Origin of the sequence: Saccharothrix sp. CCNWYY140 (assembly GCF_037401995.1) — a bacterium.
In the GTDB taxonomy this organism is placed as follows: domain Bacteria; phylum Actinomycetota; class Actinomycetes; order Mycobacteriales; family Pseudonocardiaceae; genus Actinosynnema.
The window spans coordinates 12,917-29,744 of sequence record NZ_JBBEGC010000029.1; the positions used below are offsets into that span (position 1 = coordinate 12,917).

A 16,828-nucleotide genomic window follows, 5' to 3' on the forward strand; every position below is an offset into this window, starting at 1 on the left:
TGCAGCTCAATCGACGTAACAAGCTCACGCTCCCCGCCGTCCGGTGCGAACGCGCCCGCCGCCGTTGGGCGCCCAGGTATGGTGCGCCGTTGAAGATCGGGCCGCGGCGGGTGTGCACCTCGGTGCGCCGCGCGGTCGACACCATCCCCGCCGCCACCGGTGCGGTCGGGTTACACGGACCTGAGGTGGTCGGAGGTGCCGGAGGCATCCCGGACGAGGCGTGGCCGCGCCGAAGTCCCCGCCGCTCAGGACAGGGAGCGCGTCAAGCAGTGGTCAACTACCTCGACGCCGGCGACTTGCTCGTGCTGGCGACCGCCGTCACCGGCGGAGATCTGGTCGTGCGCGACTTAGGTCTCCTCGATTCCGCAGCGCACCGGCCCCGAGCCACGGTGCTCGGCGTCGAGGCTTACGACACGCTCTGGCTGAAAGCATCGGCCCTACTCGACTCGATCGTGCGCACCCGCCCCCTGACAGAGGGCAACTGGCGGCTGGGTTGGGTGGCGGCGGTGACGCTGTGCGACATCAACGGCTGGTGGATCGACGCGGAGGAGGACGAGGCCTTGGACCTGGTCCGCGCACTGGGCCGGGAACAGATCGACGTCCCAGGCATGGCAGCGCACCTGGAAGCGTGGAGCATCCCCAAGGACGACTGACCCACCCAACCCAAGCGGAACCCCCAGGACCCGGCGCCACCCCCACAACGCCGAGCCCTGATTCCGCCACGCCCACCCACCGAGCCAAGCTTTGTTCGGCCGCATCCGCTGAGTGGCTCAACCCGACGCGGGGTTGCGGTGGGTGGTGGAAGCCATTGGCGCGCAACACTTTCGGGGTCCTCGCGTGCCTCGACGCTTGTCACTCACACGGATGGTTCGACCGCTCAACCACCGTCCACTGTGTTGCACTCGAACCACGTAGTCGGCCGGACACCGACAGCGGTGTCCCGATTCGAGGAGAACCGCGATGGCCCTCCACACCCTCGCCCACCCCGCCGCCACCACGGAAGAGCGCACCGCGTTCACCGCCCTGATGGCCCCACCCGAAACACCGGTCAGCGACGCGCCCCTCTACGAACCGCACGCCGCCGGCGGCCTCCTGCTCGGCCTGCTCATCTCGCCGCCCGTGCCGAAGGAGCCCAAGGACCGGTGACCCCGAACACCAGAAACCCCAGGGGCACCGGACGATGACGACCGGCGGTCGCGTCGCGGAGACCTCCCTGGCCGGCGCCGCCGACGTGCTCGCCGGTCAGGTGGTCGACGCCCTGCGCGGGCGGGAGCGGCCCGGGTTGGTGGCGCACGTCGACGCGTGTGGTGATCGCACGCTCGTGCTCGGTGCGGTGCGGTTGGTCGGGTCCGACCTGTTCGCGCCGCACCTGCTCACGGGGCACCTGCTCGACCCGGGTGACGTGGAGGTCGTGTCCGACTCCTTCGCCTGCTTCCCCGTGGTCCGCGCGCCCGCCTCGCACGAGCAGCACGTCACGGCCTGGCGCGACTGGGCGACCGCGACCGCCCTGCTCCGCCTGGCCGACCCGGGCGAAGCCGACCCCGGCCCGCCGGGCGACGCGGACACCGTCCTGGGCGACCCGGTCGAGTGGCAGACCTGGTCGGTGCACGTCGCCCAGCTCGCCCCGCTCGCCCTGCCTGGACTGGGCGGCCCGGTCGTGGACGCGGTGTTCGGCCAACCGCTGGCCCTGGCGCGGGGTGTCACCCGGTCTCTGCTGCGCCGGGACCACGCGACCTCCGTACGGCTCGCCCGTTGGACCGCCCTGCTGCACCACGACCGCATCGACCAACCGCTCGACCCGCACCTCCTCGCCGAACACCTGCGCCTCTACGCGGGCACGAGCGCGCGCACGGCCCTCGACCTGGCCATCACCCGCAGGCTCCTGGAGGCGGCGTGACCACGGACCCCCACGCGACCACGAACCACCGCGCGACCACGGACTTTCACGCGACCACGGACTCCCACGCGACTGCGGCCCACCACACGACCACACACCACGCGCACCGCCTCGCCACGGCCGCCCTCGACTGGCTCCACACCCACCGCCACCTCGGCGCCTTCCCACCCGGCGCCACCGAGATCGGCGACCCGGACCGCGTCTACAAGCCGCTCGGCGAGACCGCGCTGGCCGCGTCCCTGGTCCTGCGCGAGGGTGTGGCGGGGCCGGCGTCCCTCGCCCGTGCCCGGGAGCTGCTCGACTTCACCTGGTCGGAGTTCCGCGCCGGCGACCTGCTCTACGAGCGCCAACTGCGGCACTGGCTGCTCACTGACCCGCTGGAGACCTACGCCCACTTCGCCCGGGCCGGCCTGCGGCACGACCGGTTGCACGCCCTCCTGGAGCACAGCGCCGCCGTGGGCTCCGCGACGGAGGTCCTGCCCAACCGGGCGCTCGCCGTCGCCAACGCGCGCCGCACCACCGGCATCGGCGCGGCCCCCGACTGGACGGCCCTGACCCGCGCCACCTGGCTGGGCGGCACCCCCGAACCCTGGGCGATCGACTGGACGACCGGCTACAGCCTCACCCACACCGTCTTCCACCTCACCGACTGGGGAGCCCGCCCGCACGACCTGCCGCCCGACCTCGCCGACTACCTGACCGCCTGGCTCCCCGTCTGGATCGACGTCTGGACCGAGGTGGCGCAGTGGGACCTCGTCGGCGAGCTGCTCATCGTCGGCGCGTGCCTGCCCGAACCCCACCTGGACCCCGCCGAGTGGCAGGTCCTGGCGTCCGTCCAGCACGACGACGGCCTGGTCCCGCGCGACGGCGACCCCGTGTCCGATGACCCGGCCACCCGGTTCGCCGACCACCAGCACCCGGCCGTCGTGGCGGTGATCGCCGGAACGCTCGCCCTGTCCCGCCTGCTCACCGGCTGATGGAGGAGCACCTCGTCCCACTGCTGACCGCCGCACCCGGCGCGACCGGTGTCGCGGTCGCCGCCCGTCGCCGGCACGAGCACACCATGCTGCTGTCCGGCGTGACCTCCCAGGATGGCGACCCGCTCACCCCGGGCACGCGCTTCGAGATCGGGTCGCTGACCAAAACGTTCACCGCGCTCCTGCTCGCCCAGATGGTGGCGGCCGGCGAGGTCTCCCACGACGACGACGTGGCCCGCTACCTCCCGCCGAACTCCCTGCGCACCCCGATCACCCTGGCCCAACTGGCCACCCACACGTCCGGCCTGCCCAGACTCCCGCCCGGCTTGCTGCGCACCGCACTGCCGAGGTGGTTCACCAACCCCTACGCGGCGTTCGGCCCGAACGACCTGCTCAACGCCCTCCCACGCACCAGAACTCGCGACACCGGGACCCGCCCGCCCTACCGCTACTCGAACTACGGCGTCGCCCTGCTGGGCCTGGCACTGGCCCGCGCCGCCGGCGTCCCGTACGCGAACCTGCTCGCTGACCGCGTCCTGCACCCGCTGGGCCTGCACGACACCGACTGCACCGACATCCACCAGGCCACCGGCCACTGGCACGGCCGCCCCCGCCCGCCGTGGCACATCCCGGGCCTACCCGCAGCCGGCGCACTCCGATCCACCGCCCCCGACCTACTGCGCTACCTGACCGCCCTCCTCACCCCGCACACCACACCCCTGCCCGCCCACGGCCCCTCACCCCTGCCCGCCCACGACGCCGCGCGGCCACCCGCCCACAACACCACGCCGCCATCCGCCCAGGACGCCTCGCCGCCGTCCGCCCACCTACTCGCCCAAGACGCCGCGCCCCTGCCCTCCCGGGACGCGTCGCCGCTGGCCGCCGCCCTGGCCGACGTCGCCCGCCCCCGCCTCGTACGCCCCGGCACCACGGACGACGTGTGCCTGGTCTGGAACCGCCGCACCCGTCCCGGCCGCACCCTCCTCTTCCACGCAGGCGGCACACGCGGGTTCACCGCCTTCGCCGGCTACAGCCCGGAATCCGGCACAGCCCTGGTCGCGCTGGCGAACTCGGCACCCGGCCTGCGCACCCCGTTCGTCCAACGGTCCTACGAGGCCCTACGGGCGCTGGCGTCCGCCTGACGGGCTGAACCAGGCGGACGTTGTGCGGGAATCGGGTTGACCTGGAGTGCACTCCAGCTCCTACGGTCGTGGGGTGACTTACTCGATCGCTCAAGCGGCCGAGCGCAGCGGGTTGTCGATCGACACGCTGCGCTACTACGAACGGATCGGGCTGGTCGACCCCCCTGCTCGGGACTCCGGCGGCCGGCGCACCTACAGCGACGACGACCTGAGCTGGCTCGTCTTCCTCACCCGTCTGCGCACCACCGGCATGCCCATCCGGATGATGCGCGAATACGCCCAGTTGCGGCACCGGGGCGCGGCCACCGCGGGCAGGCGCAAGCAGATGCTGTTCGAGCACCGCGCGTCCGTGCGCGAACGCATCGCCGAACTCCAGTCCTGCCTCGACGTGCTGGAGTACAAGATCGCGCACTACGAGCAGATCGAGCACACCTTCGTGGAAGGGATCACCGCGTGACTTTCCTGGGCGCCCTCGAAGTCGGGCCGCAGGGCCTGGGCTGCATGGGCATGAGCCAGTCCTACGGCGTCGGCGACGATGCCGAGTCGATCCGCACCGTCCACCGCGCGCTGGACCTGGGCGTGACGCTGCTGGACACCGCCGACGTGTACGGCCCGTTCACCAACGAAGAGCTGGTCGGGCGGGCCATCGCGGACCGGCGGGACCGGGCCGTGCTGGCGACGAAGTTCTCCCTCGCCGACCCCGACCGCCGCCCCCGCGGCGACGCGCCCTACGTCAAGCAGGCGTGCGAGGCGTCCCTGCGGCGGCTGGGCGTGGACCACATCGACCTGTACTACCAGCACCGCGTGGACCCGACCGTGCCGATCGAGGAGACCGTCGGCGCGATGGCCGAGCTGGTCGCCGAGGGCAAGGTCCGCTACCTGGGCCTGTCGGAGGCGAGCGCCGCGACCATCCGCCGCGCGCACGCCGTGCACCCGATCACCGCGTTGCAGAGCGAGTGGTCGCTGTGGACGCGGGACATCGAGGAGTCCGTGGCGCCGACGTGCGTGGAGCTGGGCATCGGCATCGTGCCGTTCTCGCCGCTGGGCCGCGGTTTCCTGACCGGCGAGGTCAAGCGCGAGGACCTCGACGAGGACGACTACCGCCGCGGCATGCCGCGGTTCGTCGGCGACAACTACGACCGCAACCTGCGCATCGTCGAGGCGCTGCGGGCGCTGGCCGCCGAACGGGGTGTCACGGCCGCTCAGCTGGCCCTCGCCTGGGTGCACCACCGCGGTGGGAACGTCGTGCCGATCCCGGGCACCAAGCGGGTGAAGTACCTGGAGGAGAACGTCGCCGCGGCGAGCATCGAGCTGTCCGCCGACGACCTGAAGGCGATCGAGGACGCCACCCCGCCCGCCGCCGGCGAGCGGTACACGCCCGAGTTGCTGCGCCTGTCCAACCGGTAGGCGGCTAGCGCAACGCGTCGAGGAGTTCCCGGCCCACCGCCCAGGCGCCGGGACCTTCGGCGACGGTGAGGTGCCCGACGGGTCCGACGTCGACCAGTTCGGCACCCCAGGCGTCCGCGAACTCGCGTGCGCGCTCAGGCGTCATCCACCGGTCGGTGCGGCTGGCGGCCACGATCGCGGGGAACGGGAACGGCGTGCGGGGGATCGGCGCGAAGCCCCGGATGGCGGGGTCGGGGTTGCGCTCGACATCGGCCGGCGTCACCAACAACGCCCCGCGCACCGCCCGTCCGCCACCGGCCACCCAATGCGCGACCGTCAACACCCCCAGGCTGTGCCCGACCAGCACCGGCGGCTCATTCCATCAGGGACGCGGCAACCGTCGCCCCGAGCTCCCAACACCGCTCCAAGGCCCCCTTGTCGACACCGCCCATCACCTCGACGGTCTCCACGACTTCCTTCCAGCCCATGCCGGCGGTGATGTCCCGGATCGCCTTCACCGCGCCTTCGGTCCCTTGGTTGCCGTGCACGTACGCCCCGAACGGCCGCCCGCGCGTGGCGTCCAGGCAGGGGTAGTAGACGGTGTCGAAGAAGTGCTTCAACGCCCCGCTGATGTACCCGATGTTGGCCGGCGTCCCCAACACGAACCCGTCGGCTTCCAACACGTCCGACACCCCAGCCCCCAACGCCGGCCGCCGCACCACCTCGACCCCGACGATGTCCGGATCGGTAGCCCCCTTCACCACCGCCTCGAACAACTCCTGCATCCCCGGCGACGGCGTGTGGTGGACGATCAGCAACCTCGGCACCGGGCCAGCCTGCCGGCCCGGGCGAGGCGGTGCCCACCGGTCGTGGTCCACGGTCGGGGCCGTGGTCGGGACCCGATAGCGTGAAGGGAGGGAACCGACAACGCTGTCGCGCGTCTTCATTGGTGACCGGGAGGGAGAAATGGACACTCGTAGCATCGCCACGATGAGTCGGAACCGGCGGATCACGTGGGGTGGTGGCGTCGCGGTCGGGGTCGGGCTCATCGGGTTGCCGTTGGTGTTCATCGCGTTGTGGCCGGGGGTCGACCACAGCCCGTGGGACGTCAACACGATGATCCTCGCGCTCGGTGTCTCGCTGAGCACGGTCAGCTACATCTCCGGGCGGATCGCGGTCGCCGCGTTCACCCAGAACCGGGTCAGCCCGCCGACCAAGCGGCCGTACGTGGTGGCGGGCGTTTCCCTCGTCGTCGCGGTCCTGTGCCTGCTGCTCGCGCTTATGGTGTGAGCAGTTCCGAGACCTGGGCGCGCAGCGCGGCCAGGCGGTCCGCGCCCCGTGCGCGTGCCGCGTCCAGGTCGCCGGACACCGGTTCGACGACCTCCAGGTAGGCCTTCAGCTTCGGTTCCGTGCCGGACGGCCGCACGACCACCCGCACGCCCTCGGCGGTCAGCCGCACGACGTCCGCCTCGGGCAGCAGGTCCTCGAACGCGAAACCCGCGGGCGGGTCGGCGCGCAGGCGGGCCATCAGGGCGCCGATCCGGCTCAGGTCGGTGAACCGCAGCGACACCTGGTCGGTCAGGTGCAGGCCGTGGTCGACGGCGAGCTGGTCCAGCGCGTCCAGCAGCGTCCGCCCGGCCGACTTCAGCCCCGCCGCCAGGTCGCACGCCAGCACGGCCGCCGAGATGCCGTCCTTGTCGTTGACGTGCTCGGGGTCGACGCAGTTGCCCAGCGCCTCCTCGTACGCGAACACCAGGCCTTCGCCCGCGCGCACCAGCCACTTGAAGCCGGTCAGCGTCTCCGCGTACCGCGCGCCGTGCGCCGCCGCGATCGACTTGAGCAGCGACGAGGACACGATCGTGGTGGCCACCAACGGATCCGGTTTGTCCACAGTGGACAGAACCAGGGAGCCCAGCAGCACACCGGTCTCGTCACCGCGCAGCATCCGCCACGACCCGTCCCGCTCGCGCACGCCCAGCGCGCACCGGTCGGCGTCCGGGTCCAGCGCGATCGCCAGGTCCGCGTCCTCCTCGGCGGCGAGTTTGAGCAGCTCGTCGGCCGCGCCCGGCTCCTCGGGGTTGGGGAACGCGACGGTCGGGAAGTCCGGGTCCGGCACGGCCTGCGACCGCACCACCCGCACGTCGGTGAACCCGGCGCGGCGCAGCGCGTCCACGGCGAACTGCCCGCCGACGCCGTGCATCGGGGTCAGCACGACCCGGAGGTCACGCGCCGTGCCGCGGGGCAGCGACGCCACTCGTTCGAGGTACTCGTCGACCTCGGCGTCCGACACCGGCAGGTAGTCCTTCGACAACAGCACCGACACGGCCGCCGGCACCGCCGCGATCGCGGCCTCGATCTCCCGGTCCGCGGGCGGCACGATCTGCCCGCCGCCGGCGAGGTAGAGCTTGTAGCCGTTGTCGGCGGGCGGGTTGTGCGAGGCGGTGATCTGGATCCCGGCGACCGCGCCGTGCTTGCGCACCAGGAACGCCAGCACCGGCGTCGGCAGCGGTCCGGGCAGCACCCGCACGGTGAACCCGGCGCCCGCCAACACCGACGCGGCGGCCTCGGCGAACTCCTCCGACCCGTGCCGCGCGTCCCGCCCGACGAACACCAGCCCGCTGTGCCCGCGGCCCCGCAGCCAGTCCGCGAGCCCGGCCGTGGTCCGGGTCACGACGGCCCGGTTCATCCCGTTCGACCCGGCCCGCACCGGCCCGCGCAGCCCGGCCGTGCCGAACGTCAACGTCCCGGCCATCCGATCGGCCAGGTCCTCGACCGCGCCCGGCTCACCACCCATCGCCCGCGCCAGCACGGCCTGCAACTCGGCACGCGTGTCGGGCGAGGGGTCGTCGGCGATCCACCGGAACGCGGCGTCGCGCAGCGCCGGGGTCAGCGTCATGCGCGCGCCACCAGCTCGCGCAGCAACGTGCCCATCCGACTGGCCGCCGCCGCACCCGCCTCCAGCACTTCCTCGTGGTTGAGCGGCTCGCCCGTGATGCCCGCGGCGAGGTTCGTCACCAGCGACAACCCGAAGACCTCGACCCCTTCGGCCCGCGCGGCGATCGCCTCGAGCACGGTCGACATGCCCACCAGGTCGGCGCCGAGCGTGCGCAGCATCCGGATCTCGGCCGGCGTCTCGAAGTGCGGCCCGGGCAGCCCCGCGTAGACGCCCTCCTCCAGCGAGGGGTCGATCTCGCGGGCGATCTCGCGCAGCCGCGGCGAGTACAGGTCGGTCAGGTCGACGAACCGCGCACCCACCAGCGGCGACGCGGAGGTCAGGTTCAGGTGGTCGCTGATCAGCACCGGCTGCCCGACGAACATGCCGTCGCGCAACCCACCGGCGGCGTTGGTCAACACGACCGACCGCACCCCGGCCGCCGCCGCGGTCCGCACACCGTGGACGACCTTGCCGACCCCCTTGCCCTCGTACCCGTGCGTGCGCCCGAGGAGGACCAGGACGTTCTTCTCCCCGACGGGCACGGACCGAACCGTCCCACCGTGCCCGAACGCGGTCGGCTTCTCGAACCCGGGCAGGTCACCCATCGGCACCTCGGCGGCAGGCTCACCGATGAGGTCGGCGGCAGGCCGCCACCCGGACCCGAGGACAACGGCGATGTCATGCCGAGCGACACCGGTCCTCTCGGCGAGCACGGCGGCAGCGTGCTGCTCAAGGGCACTGTCTCCGGTGAGATCTTCACTGATGGCGGTCACGCCGCGAGCCTAATAGCCCCGAACGCCCCCCGCCGCCACCCACCCGACCACCCGATCGACGCGCCACGCGCCCGCTCATCACACGCGCCGCGCGCCGCCCACTCGCCCGGCCGCCCACTCGCCCGGCCGCCCACTCGCCCGGCCGCCCACACGACCGACCGCCCACACGACCGGCCGGCCGACCGGCCGGCCGACCGGCCGACCGATGGGCCACCCGGGCGTTGGTGCGGGAACGGGCGCGGGCGGGGTTGGGCGGGACGCGGCGGGCGCGGCGTGGCGGGGTTGGGCGCGGCGTGGCGGGTTGGCGCGGCGAGGTTGGCGCGGGGTGGCGTGGGGCGAGGTTGGGCGCGGGGCGGGACAGCAGCGGGCAGGCGGCGCAGCGCGGCGGGCAGGCGGGTGCGGCGCGGCTGGCCAGGTGGGGTGCGGCTGGGCAGGCGGGGCGCGGCTGGCCAGGTGGGGTGCGGCTGGGCAGGCGGGGCGCGGCTGGCCAGGTGGGGTGCGGCCGGGCAGGTGGGGCGGCGGCGGGCGCGGGCGGTGCGGCGCGGGCGGCGGCGTGGCCGGGGCCGGCTGGGCGGGCAGCGGGGCCGGTGCGAGGGCCTGGCGGGCAGCCGGGTGGTGGGAGGGCTTGGCGGGCCGGCACGCGGGTGCTGGCTGGGGCCTGTGGGGCCGGCGGCGAGCGGGTGTGGCCGCGGCGTCTGGCGGCGGCGTCTGGCGGCAGCGTGTGGCTGCGGCGGGGGTCTTGTTGCGGTGTGTGGCGTGGTGAGGCGGTGGGGGAGGTGGCTGGCGGGGTGGTGGGGGCGGGGGGTCGGGGTGTGGGGTGGGGCCTGGGTCCGCGTTCCTCATATTCACGGGACGCGTGAGGGGGCGGTTGGTCGCGGATTCTGTATGTCGCTCGAATGGGTGATCTTCCGGTGGCGGTGTTTTTGCAGGTCAGGGGGATACTGCGAAGGTTCGGGCGATGGGGGTGAACAAGGTGTCCCTGCCTGTCTCCTCCTGTTCCGTCGGGAACACGACCTCCACCACCCACAAATCCGTCCCCCGCGGCAGCACCCGCGAATACCTCGACCGTCGCAGCGGCTCTTCGCGGCCATCCGACACGGTCGACTGCTCCACCGTCCGGTAACTGAACTGCACGGCCCCCTCCGGCCCGCCGACCGGCAGCCCCTCCGCCGACTCGACGACCTCGCCGAAGTACATGTCCTCCGCCCACCGCGACCGCACCAGCGCCAAGTAGTCCTTGATCTTCCGCCGTGGGTAGAAGTCCGGGAAACGCTGGACCGTCACCTCGTACACCCCGGTCGGCGCGACCAGGTGCACCACCGTGCTCGGCACCAGACCCTTGTTCGTCCGCTGCTCCAGGAAGCTCGTCCAGTCCGCCCCGACCTCGATGCTGAACTGCGCCCCCTGCTCGCCCTTCGCCGTCGCCGCCGACGCGGTGGTGGGGCGCAGGGACACAGTGGACGAGATGGCCGGTAGGGAAAGGCCGGTCGCCTCGGGTGGCGGTAGGAGTGGTGCGCCGGCCAGGGTTCGGGTGATGGCGAAGCCCGCGCTGCCGCCGATCAGGAACAGGACCACCGCGAACACGGCCACCACCCAGAACGGTGAGCGCCGGGGCGGTGGGGTGTGGGTGAAGGGGAGAGGGCCGGGGTCGGCGGCGAGAGGGGTGTCTGCTGGGACCACTGGCTTTGTCGAGGCGCCGGACGAGACCGCCGGCGGCCGGCCGAACGAGACTGCCGGCGGCCGGTCGAACGAGACTGCCGGGGGCCTGGTGATGGGTACCACCGGGCGGGTGTCGGCGTTGGCCGGGAAGACCTCCGTGCCGGGCTCGGGCAGGAGTGGGCGGACGGTGCGGCGGACCTCGGACAGGGGCATCCGGGCGCGTGGGTCCTTGGTCATCAAGCCCGCCACCACCGGGGCCAAGTCGCCGCACACCGCCGCAGACGGGACCTCGCCGTGCACGACCTGGTTGATGGTCTGCAACACGTTCGCGCCCTCGTACGGCTGCTGGCCGGTCATCGCGGCGAACAACGTGGCTCCCAGCGACCACTGGTCCGCCGCGGGCGACACGGCGCCGCCGGCCGCCACCTCGGGAGCGATGAAAGCGGGCGTGCCCAGGGTGATGCCCCGGCTGGTCAGGGTCGCCTCGGCGACGTTGCGGGCGATCCCGAAGTCGGTCAGCTTGACCCGGCCGTCGTCGGCCACCAGGACGTTTCCCGGCTTCACGTCCCGGTGGGTGATGCCCGCCCGGTGCGCGGCCTCCAGAGCTGCGGCGACGGCGTCCGCGACCACCGCGCCCTGGGATGCGGACAGAGGTCCCCGCCGGCGGACCACGTCCGCGAGCGACTCCGACGGCACCAGTTCCATCACCACGTACGGGTCGCCGTCGACCTGTTGGACGTCGTACATCGTGACCACGTTCGGGTGGGTGAGTTGGGCGACCGAGCGCGCCTCGCGCAGCGTGCGTTCCCGAAGCAACTCCGCTTCGGTGTCCGGGGTGCCCGGCGGCACCAGGACCTCCTTCACGGCGACGTCCCGGCGCAGCACCTCGTCGTGAGCGGCCCACACGGTGCCCATCGAGCCTCGGCCCAGGACGTGGTGCAGCCGGTAGCGGCCGGCGATCAGGCGCTCGGTTTCCACGAAGCTCATTGTTCACCGCGCAAGACAGGCTCAAGGACACACTGGTAGACACGACTGCACCGATCACGGCGGTGCACCTCACATAGCCGCCGCACTACTGCTGAGTAACACTTCGGAGCATGATGGAGCCGACTGGCGAACTGGCGCTGGCCGCCGAATTCCCTGCCCCGGATCGGGAGCAGTGGCTGGAACTGGTCCAGGGCGTGCTCCGCAAGTCCGGCGCGGAGTTCGAGTCCCTGGTGACCACGACCTACGACGGCATCCGCCTCCAACCCCTCTACACCGCCGACGACACCGCGCCGGCCGCCGGCTTCCCCGGCCTGGCCCCGTTCACCCGGGGTGGCAAGCCGCAGGGCGCGGTCGAGGGCTGGGACGTCCGGCAGCTGCACCGGGTCGCCGACCGCAACGCGGTCATGGCCGACCTGGAGAACGGCGTCACGTCCCTCTGGCTCAAGACACCCGGAGACAAGCTCGACGACGTCCTCGCCGAGGTCTACCTGGACCTCGCGCCGGTCGTCGTGGACGCCGGCGCCGACTTCCGCGCCGCCGGCCTGGAGATGCTGCGCATCTGGGACCAGCGCCCGGTGCTCGCGAGCCAGGTCCGGGGCAACGTCGGCGCGGACCCGATCGGCGTCCAGGCCCGGACCGGGCAGCCCGCCGACCTCGAAGCGCTGAAAGACCTGGTCGAGAAGGCCAAGAACTTCCCCGACCTGCGCGTGGTCGTCGTGGACGGCCTGCCGTTCCACGAGGCGGGCGGCTCGGACGCGCAGGAGCTTGGCGCCTCGCTCGCCGCGGGCGTCGCCTACCTGCGGGCGCTCACCGACCTCGGCCTGTCCGCGCAGCACGCCGTGCGGCTGCTGGAGTTCCGGTACGCGGCCACCGCGGACCAGTTCCTCACCATCGCGAAGTTCCGGGCCGCGCGGCGGTTGTGGGCGCGGGTCACGGAGGTCGCGGGCGCGCCGAACCCGCAGGTCCAGCACGCCGTCACCGCACCCGCGATGATGACCCGCCGCGACCCGTGGGTGAACATGCTGCGCACCACGGTCGCCGCGTTCGGCGCGGGCGTGGGCGGCGCGGACTCGGTGACCGTGCTGCCTTTCGACCACGCCATCGGCCTGCCCGACGACTTCGCCCGCCGCATCGCCCGCAACACCCAGTCGCTGCTGCTGGAGGAGTCGCGGGTGGCGGGCGTGATCGACCCGGCGGGCGGCTCCTGGTACGTCGAGAAGCTGACCGACGACCTGGCGCACGCGGCTTGGGCGTGGTTCCGCGAGATCGAGGCCGCAGGCGGTCTGCTCAACGCCTTCCCGCTGGTCACGGACAAGATCGCCGAGACTTGGGCGCACCGCAGCGAGAACCTGGCCGACCGCACCGACGCCATCACGGGTGTCAGCGAGTTCCCGAACCTCGCCGAACAGCCGGTCAAGCGCGAGAAGGCCCCGGAGGAGCCGTCCGGCGGCCTCCCGCGCATCCGGTACGCGCAGGCCTACGAAGCGCTCCGGGACGCCGCCGACGCCGCGCCGGAACGCCCGAAGGTCTTCCTCGCCACCCTCGGCCCGGTCGCCGCGCACACCGCACGGGCCACGTTCGCCGCGAACCTGTTCCAGGCGGGCGGCATCGAGACCCCGGCCGCGGGCGCGACCAAGACCGTCGAGGACGTGGTGAACGCCTTCAAGGCCAGCGGTGCCCGGATCGCCTGCCTGGCCGGCAGCGAGACCAGCTACGCCGAACTCGCCGCCCCGGTCGCCGACGCCCTCCGCGCAGCGGGCGCCGAACGGGTGCTCCTGGCGGGCAAGAAGTCCGACGCACGGATCGACGAGTACGTCTACACCGGTTGTCCGGCGCTGCGGGTGCTGGAGCACACCTTCGAGTTCCTCGGAGTACAGCGATGATCCCGAACTTCGCCGACGTCGAGCTGGGCGAGCCCACCACGGCCACCGCCGAGCAGTGGCAGGAGGCGCTGCACCAGACCACCGGCAAGGGCCCGGACGCGCTGGTGTGGGAGACGCCGGAGGGCATCGGCGTCAAGCCCGTCTACACCGCCGCCGACACCGAGGGCCTGGACTTCCTCGGGACCTACCCCGGCATCGCGCCGTTCCTGCGCGGCCCGTACCCCACGATGTACGTCAACCAGCCGTGGACGATCCGCCAGTACGCGGGCTTCTCCACGGCCGAGGAGTCCAACGCCTTCTACCGCCGCAACCTCGCGGCCGGGCAGAAGGGCCTGTCGGTCGCGTTCGACCTGGCCACCCACCGCGGCTACGACTCCGACCACCCGCGCGTGGCCGGAGACGTGGGCATGGCGGGCGTGGCGATCGACTCGATCTACGACATGCGCCAGCTCTTCGACGGCATCCCGCTGGACAAGATGTCGGTGTCCATGACGATGAACGGCGCGGTGCTACCCGTGCTCGCGCTCTACGTCGTGGCGGCGGAGGAGCAGGGGGTGACGCCGGACCAGCTCGCGGGGACCATCCAGAACGACATCCTCAAGGAGTTCATGGTCCGCAACACCTACATCTACCCGCCGCAGCCGTCGATGCGGATCATCTCCGACATCTTCTCGTACACCTCGCGGAAGATGCCGAAGTTCAACTCCATCTCCATCTCCGGCTACCACATGCAGGAGGCCGGCGCGACGGCCGACCTGGAGCTGGCCTACACGCTCGCGGACGGCGTCGAGTACCTGCGGGCGGGCCGGGACGCGGGCCTGGACATCGACGCGTTCGCCCCGCGCCTGTCGTTCTTCTGGGCCATCGGCATGAACTTCTTCATGGAAGTGGCCAAGATGAGGGCCGCTCGCCTGCTGTGGGCGAAGCTGGTCAAGGGTTTCGACCCGAAGTCGCCCAAGTCGCTGAGCCTGCGGACGCACTGCCAGACCTCCGGCTGGTCGCTGACCGCGCAGGACGTGTTCAACAACGTGGCCCGCACGTGCGTGGAGGCGATGGCCGCCACCCAGGGCCACACCCAGTCCCTGCACACCAACGCGCTGGACGAGGCGCTGGCGCTGCCCACGGACTTCTCCGCGCGCATCGCCCGCAACACCCAGCTGCTGCTCCAGCAGGAGTCCGGCACCACCCGCGTGATCGACCCGTGGGGCGGCAGCGCGTTCGTCGAGCGCCTGACCCACGACCTCGCGCACCGGGCGTGGGCGCACATCACCGAGGTCGAGGCCGCGGGCGGCATGGCGCAGGCAATCGACGCGGGCATCCCGAAGCTGCGCATCGAGGAGGCGGCGGCCCGCACGCAGGCCCGCATCGACTCCGGCCGGCAGCCGGTGATCGGCGTGAACAAGTACCAGGTCGAGTTCGACGAGCAGATCGAAGTGCTCAAGGTCGACAACGCCGGCGTGCGCGCCCAGCAGCTCGCCAAACTCCAGCGCCTGCGCGAAGAACGCGACCAGTCCGCTGTGGACGGTGCGCTCAACGCCCTGACCAACGCGGCCGGCGCGGACGGCAACCTGCTGGAGCTGGCCATCGACGCGGCCCGCGCCAAGGCCACCGTGGGCGAGATCTCCGAGGCCCTGGGCAAGGTGTGGGGCCGGCACTCGGCGCAGATCCGCACCATCACCGGCGTCTACCGGGAGGAGGTCGGTTCGGTGTCCAACGTCGACGCCACCCGGCGGGTGGTCGAGGAGTTCGCGGAGGCCGAAGGCCGCCGCCCGCGCATCCTCGTCGCCAAGATGGGCCAGGACGGCCACGACCGCGGGCAGAAGGTGATCGCGACCGCGTTCGCCGACCTCGGCTTCGACGTGGACGTCGGCCCGCTGTTCCAGACGCCGGACGAGGTCGCCCGCCAGGCCGTCGAGGCGGACGTGCACATCGTCGGCGTGTCCTCGCTGGCCGCCGGGCACCTCACGCTGGTGCCCGCGCTGCGGTCGGCGCTGGCCGAGCTGGGCCGCGAGGACATCATGATCGTGGTCGGCGGCGTCATCCCGCCTCAGGACTTCGACGACCTGCGCGCGGCGGGCGCGGCGGCGATCTTCCCGCCCGGCACGGTCATCGCCGACGCGGCCGGTGACCTGCTGGAGAAGCTGTCCGCGCAGCTCGGGCATGCCTAGGACGCTCGACGTCGGCGAGTACGCGAAGGGCGTGCTCGCCGGCGACCGGAGCACGCTCGCGCGGGCCATCACGCTGGTCGAGTCGACCCGGGCCGACCACCGACGGCTCGCGCAGGAGCTGCTGGTCGAGCTGCTGCCGGCCTCCGGCGGCGCGCACCGGATCGGCATCACCGGCGTGCCGGGCGTGGGCAAGTCGACGTTCATCGACGCGTTCGGCTCGATGCTGACCGAACAGGGCCACCGGGTCGCCGTGCTGGCGGTGGACCCGTCGTCCACCCGCACCGGCGGCTCGATCCTGGGCGACAAGACCCGCATGGCGCGGCTGGCCGTGGACCCGGCGGCGTTCATCCGGCCGTCCCCGACGTCCGGGACGCTGGGCGGTGTGGCCAAGGCGACCCGCGAGACGATCGTGCTGGTCGAGGCGGCCGGGTTCGACGTGGTCCTGGTGGAGACCGTCGGCGTGGGCCAGTCGGAGGTCGCCGTGGCCAACATGACCGACTGCTCGCTGTTCCTGACCCTCGCGCGCACCGGCGACCAACTCCAGGGCATCAAGAAGGGCGTGCTGGAGCTGGCCGACGTGATCGCGGTGAACAAGGCGGACGGGCCGTTCGAGCAGGACGCCCGCAAGGCCGCCCGCGAGCTGGCGGGCGCGCTGCGGCTGCTGCGCGCGCCGGACGCCGTGTGGAACCCGCCCGTGCTGACGTGCAGCGGGCTCACCGGGGCCGGGCTGGACACGGTGTGGCAGCAGGTCGTCCAGCACCAGACCGCGCTTCGGGACGCCGGAGAGCTGGCCGAGCGGCGGCGGCGTCAGCAGGTCGAGTGGACGTGGGCGATGGTCAACGACCAGCTGTTGACGAGTCTGCGCACCAACCCGGCGGTGAAAGCGCTGGTCCCGGAGCTGGAACGCCAGGTGCGCGAAGGTGAGTTGACCGCCACGCTGGCCGCTGAGCGCATCCTCGACGCCTTCACTGGCCGTGACACGGGCACCGGTTTGGATGACCGCTGAGAGTGGTACTCATCG

The 16,828-nt window shown here is 72.5% G+C and carries 16 protein-coding genes; 11 read left to right on the plus strand and 5 right to left on the minus strand.

The window, feature by feature from the left end; translation table 11 throughout:
* The first annotated feature begins 269 nt into the window (after nt 1-269).
* The 7 genes from WBN91_RS15950 to WBN91_RS15980 all read left to right on the plus strand — a co-directional run bounded on the left by WBN91_RS15950 (nt 270) and on the right by WBN91_RS15980 (nt 5,423).
* Nucleotides 270-653, plus strand: coding sequence for a type II toxin-antitoxin system death-on-curing family toxin (locus WBN91_RS15950; protein WP_337724491.1), 384 nt, complete (start codon nt 270-272; stop codon nt 651-653).
* A gap of 307 nt (nt 654-960) precedes the next feature.
* Nucleotides 961-1,146, plus strand: coding sequence for a hypothetical protein (locus WBN91_RS15955; protein WP_337724492.1), 186 nt, complete (start codon nt 961-963; stop codon nt 1,144-1,146).
* 34 nt (nt 1,147-1,180) lie between these two features.
* Entirely contained in the window at nt 1,181-1,897 is a 717-nt protein-coding gene (locus tag WBN91_RS15960; RefSeq protein WP_337724493.1) for a hypothetical protein, read from the plus strand.
* A complete protein-coding gene (locus tag WBN91_RS15965; RefSeq protein WP_337724494.1) occupies nt 1,894-2,874 on the plus strand; it encodes a DUF6895 family protein in 981 nt (326 codons plus the stop codon). The genes WBN91_RS15960 and WBN91_RS15965 overlap by 4 nt, the downstream gene beginning before the upstream one ends.
* Nucleotides 2,874-4,016, plus strand: coding sequence for a serine hydrolase domain-containing protein (locus WBN91_RS15970; RefSeq protein ID WP_337724495.1), 1,143 nt, complete (start codon nt 2,874-2,876; stop codon nt 4,014-4,016). The genes WBN91_RS15965 and WBN91_RS15970 overlap by 1 nt, the downstream gene beginning before the upstream one ends.
* Before the next feature lie 73 nt (nt 4,017-4,089).
* Nucleotides 4,090-4,473, plus strand: coding sequence for a MerR family transcriptional regulator (locus tag WBN91_RS15975; protein ID WP_121225280.1), 384 nt, complete (start codon nt 4,090-4,092; stop codon nt 4,471-4,473).
* A 44-nt stretch (nt 4,474-4,517) separates the two neighbouring features.
* Complete coding sequence (locus WBN91_RS15980) at nt 4,518-5,423, plus strand: aldo/keto reductase (protein WP_337724543.1); 906 nt, start codon at nt 4,518-4,520, stop codon at nt 5,421-5,423.
* 4 nt (nt 5,424-5,427) lie between these two features.
* Here WBN91_RS15980 and WBN91_RS15985 read toward each other — a convergent pair whose 3' ends face one another.
* Together WBN91_RS15985 and WBN91_RS15990 are read right to left on the minus strand one after the other, a co-directional pair.
* Nucleotides 5,428-5,769 (minus strand): RBBP9/YdeN family alpha/beta hydrolase, encoded by a 342-nt coding sequence (locus tag WBN91_RS15985; RefSeq protein WP_337724496.1) that lies wholly within the window; start codon nt 5,767-5,769, stop codon nt 5,428-5,430.
* Between the two features lie 7 nt (nt 5,770-5,776).
* The gene (locus WBN91_RS15990; RefSeq protein ID WP_337724497.1) at nt 5,777-6,229 is read right to left on the minus strand and encodes a flavodoxin family protein; all 453 of its coding nucleotides are present in this window, start codon (nt 6,227-6,229) and stop codon (nt 5,777-5,779) included.
* Between the two features lie 163 nt (nt 6,230-6,392).
* Between WBN91_RS15990 and WBN91_RS15995 the strand changes: the two genes are divergently transcribed.
* The gene (locus tag WBN91_RS15995) at nt 6,393-6,692 is read left to right on the plus strand and encodes a hypothetical protein (RefSeq protein WP_337724498.1); all 300 of its coding nucleotides are present in this window, start codon (nt 6,393-6,395) and stop codon (nt 6,690-6,692) included.
* Here the strand turns inward: WBN91_RS15995 and WBN91_RS16000 are convergent.
* The 3 genes from WBN91_RS16000 to WBN91_RS16010 all read right to left on the minus strand — a co-directional run bounded on the left by WBN91_RS16000 (nt 6,682) and on the right by WBN91_RS16010 (nt 11,756).
* The gene (locus WBN91_RS16000) at nt 6,682-8,298 is read right to left on the minus strand and encodes a phospho-sugar mutase (RefSeq protein ID WP_337724499.1); all 1,617 of its coding nucleotides are present in this window, start codon (nt 8,296-8,298) and stop codon (nt 6,682-6,684) included. The two genes, WBN91_RS15995 and WBN91_RS16000, sit on opposite strands and share 11 nt — an antisense overlap.
* The gene (locus WBN91_RS16005) at nt 8,295-9,110 is read right to left on the minus strand and encodes a purine-nucleoside phosphorylase (protein WP_337724500.1); all 816 of its coding nucleotides are present in this window, start codon (nt 9,108-9,110) and stop codon (nt 8,295-8,297) included. Before WBN91_RS16005 ends, WBN91_RS16000 begins: the two co-directional genes overlap by 4 nt.
* 930 nt (nt 9,111-10,040) lie before the next feature.
* Entirely contained in the window at nt 10,041-11,756 is a 1,716-nt protein-coding gene (locus WBN91_RS16010) for a serine/threonine-protein kinase (protein WP_337724501.1), read from the minus strand.
* Between the two features lie 113 nt (nt 11,757-11,869).
* Here WBN91_RS16010 and WBN91_RS16015 point away from each other — a divergent pair, with 113 nt between their 5' ends.
* Genes WBN91_RS16015 through meaB form a run of 3 tightly spaced genes read left to right on the plus strand, consistent with a single transcriptional unit; the run spans nt 11,870 to nt 16,813 of the window.
* Nucleotides 11,870-13,639 carry a methylmalonyl-CoA mutase family protein gene (locus WBN91_RS16015; protein ID WP_337724544.1) on the plus strand — a complete coding sequence of 590 codons (1,770 nt, stop codon included), beginning with the start codon at nt 11,870-11,872 and terminating at the stop codon, nt 13,637-13,639.
* A complete protein-coding gene (gene scpA, locus WBN91_RS16020) occupies nt 13,636-15,807 on the plus strand; it encodes a methylmalonyl-CoA mutase (RefSeq protein ID WP_337724502.1) in 2,172 nt (723 codons plus the stop codon). Before WBN91_RS16015 ends, scpA begins: the two co-directional genes overlap by 4 nt.
* Nucleotides 15,800-16,813: a methylmalonyl Co-A mutase-associated GTPase MeaB gene (gene meaB, locus WBN91_RS16025; RefSeq protein ID WP_337724503.1), complete on the plus strand. Its 1,014-nt coding sequence runs from the start codon at nt 15,800-15,802 to the stop codon at nt 16,811-16,813. The genes scpA and meaB overlap by 8 nt, the downstream gene beginning before the upstream one ends.
* Nucleotides 16,814-16,828 lie beyond the last annotated feature (15 nt).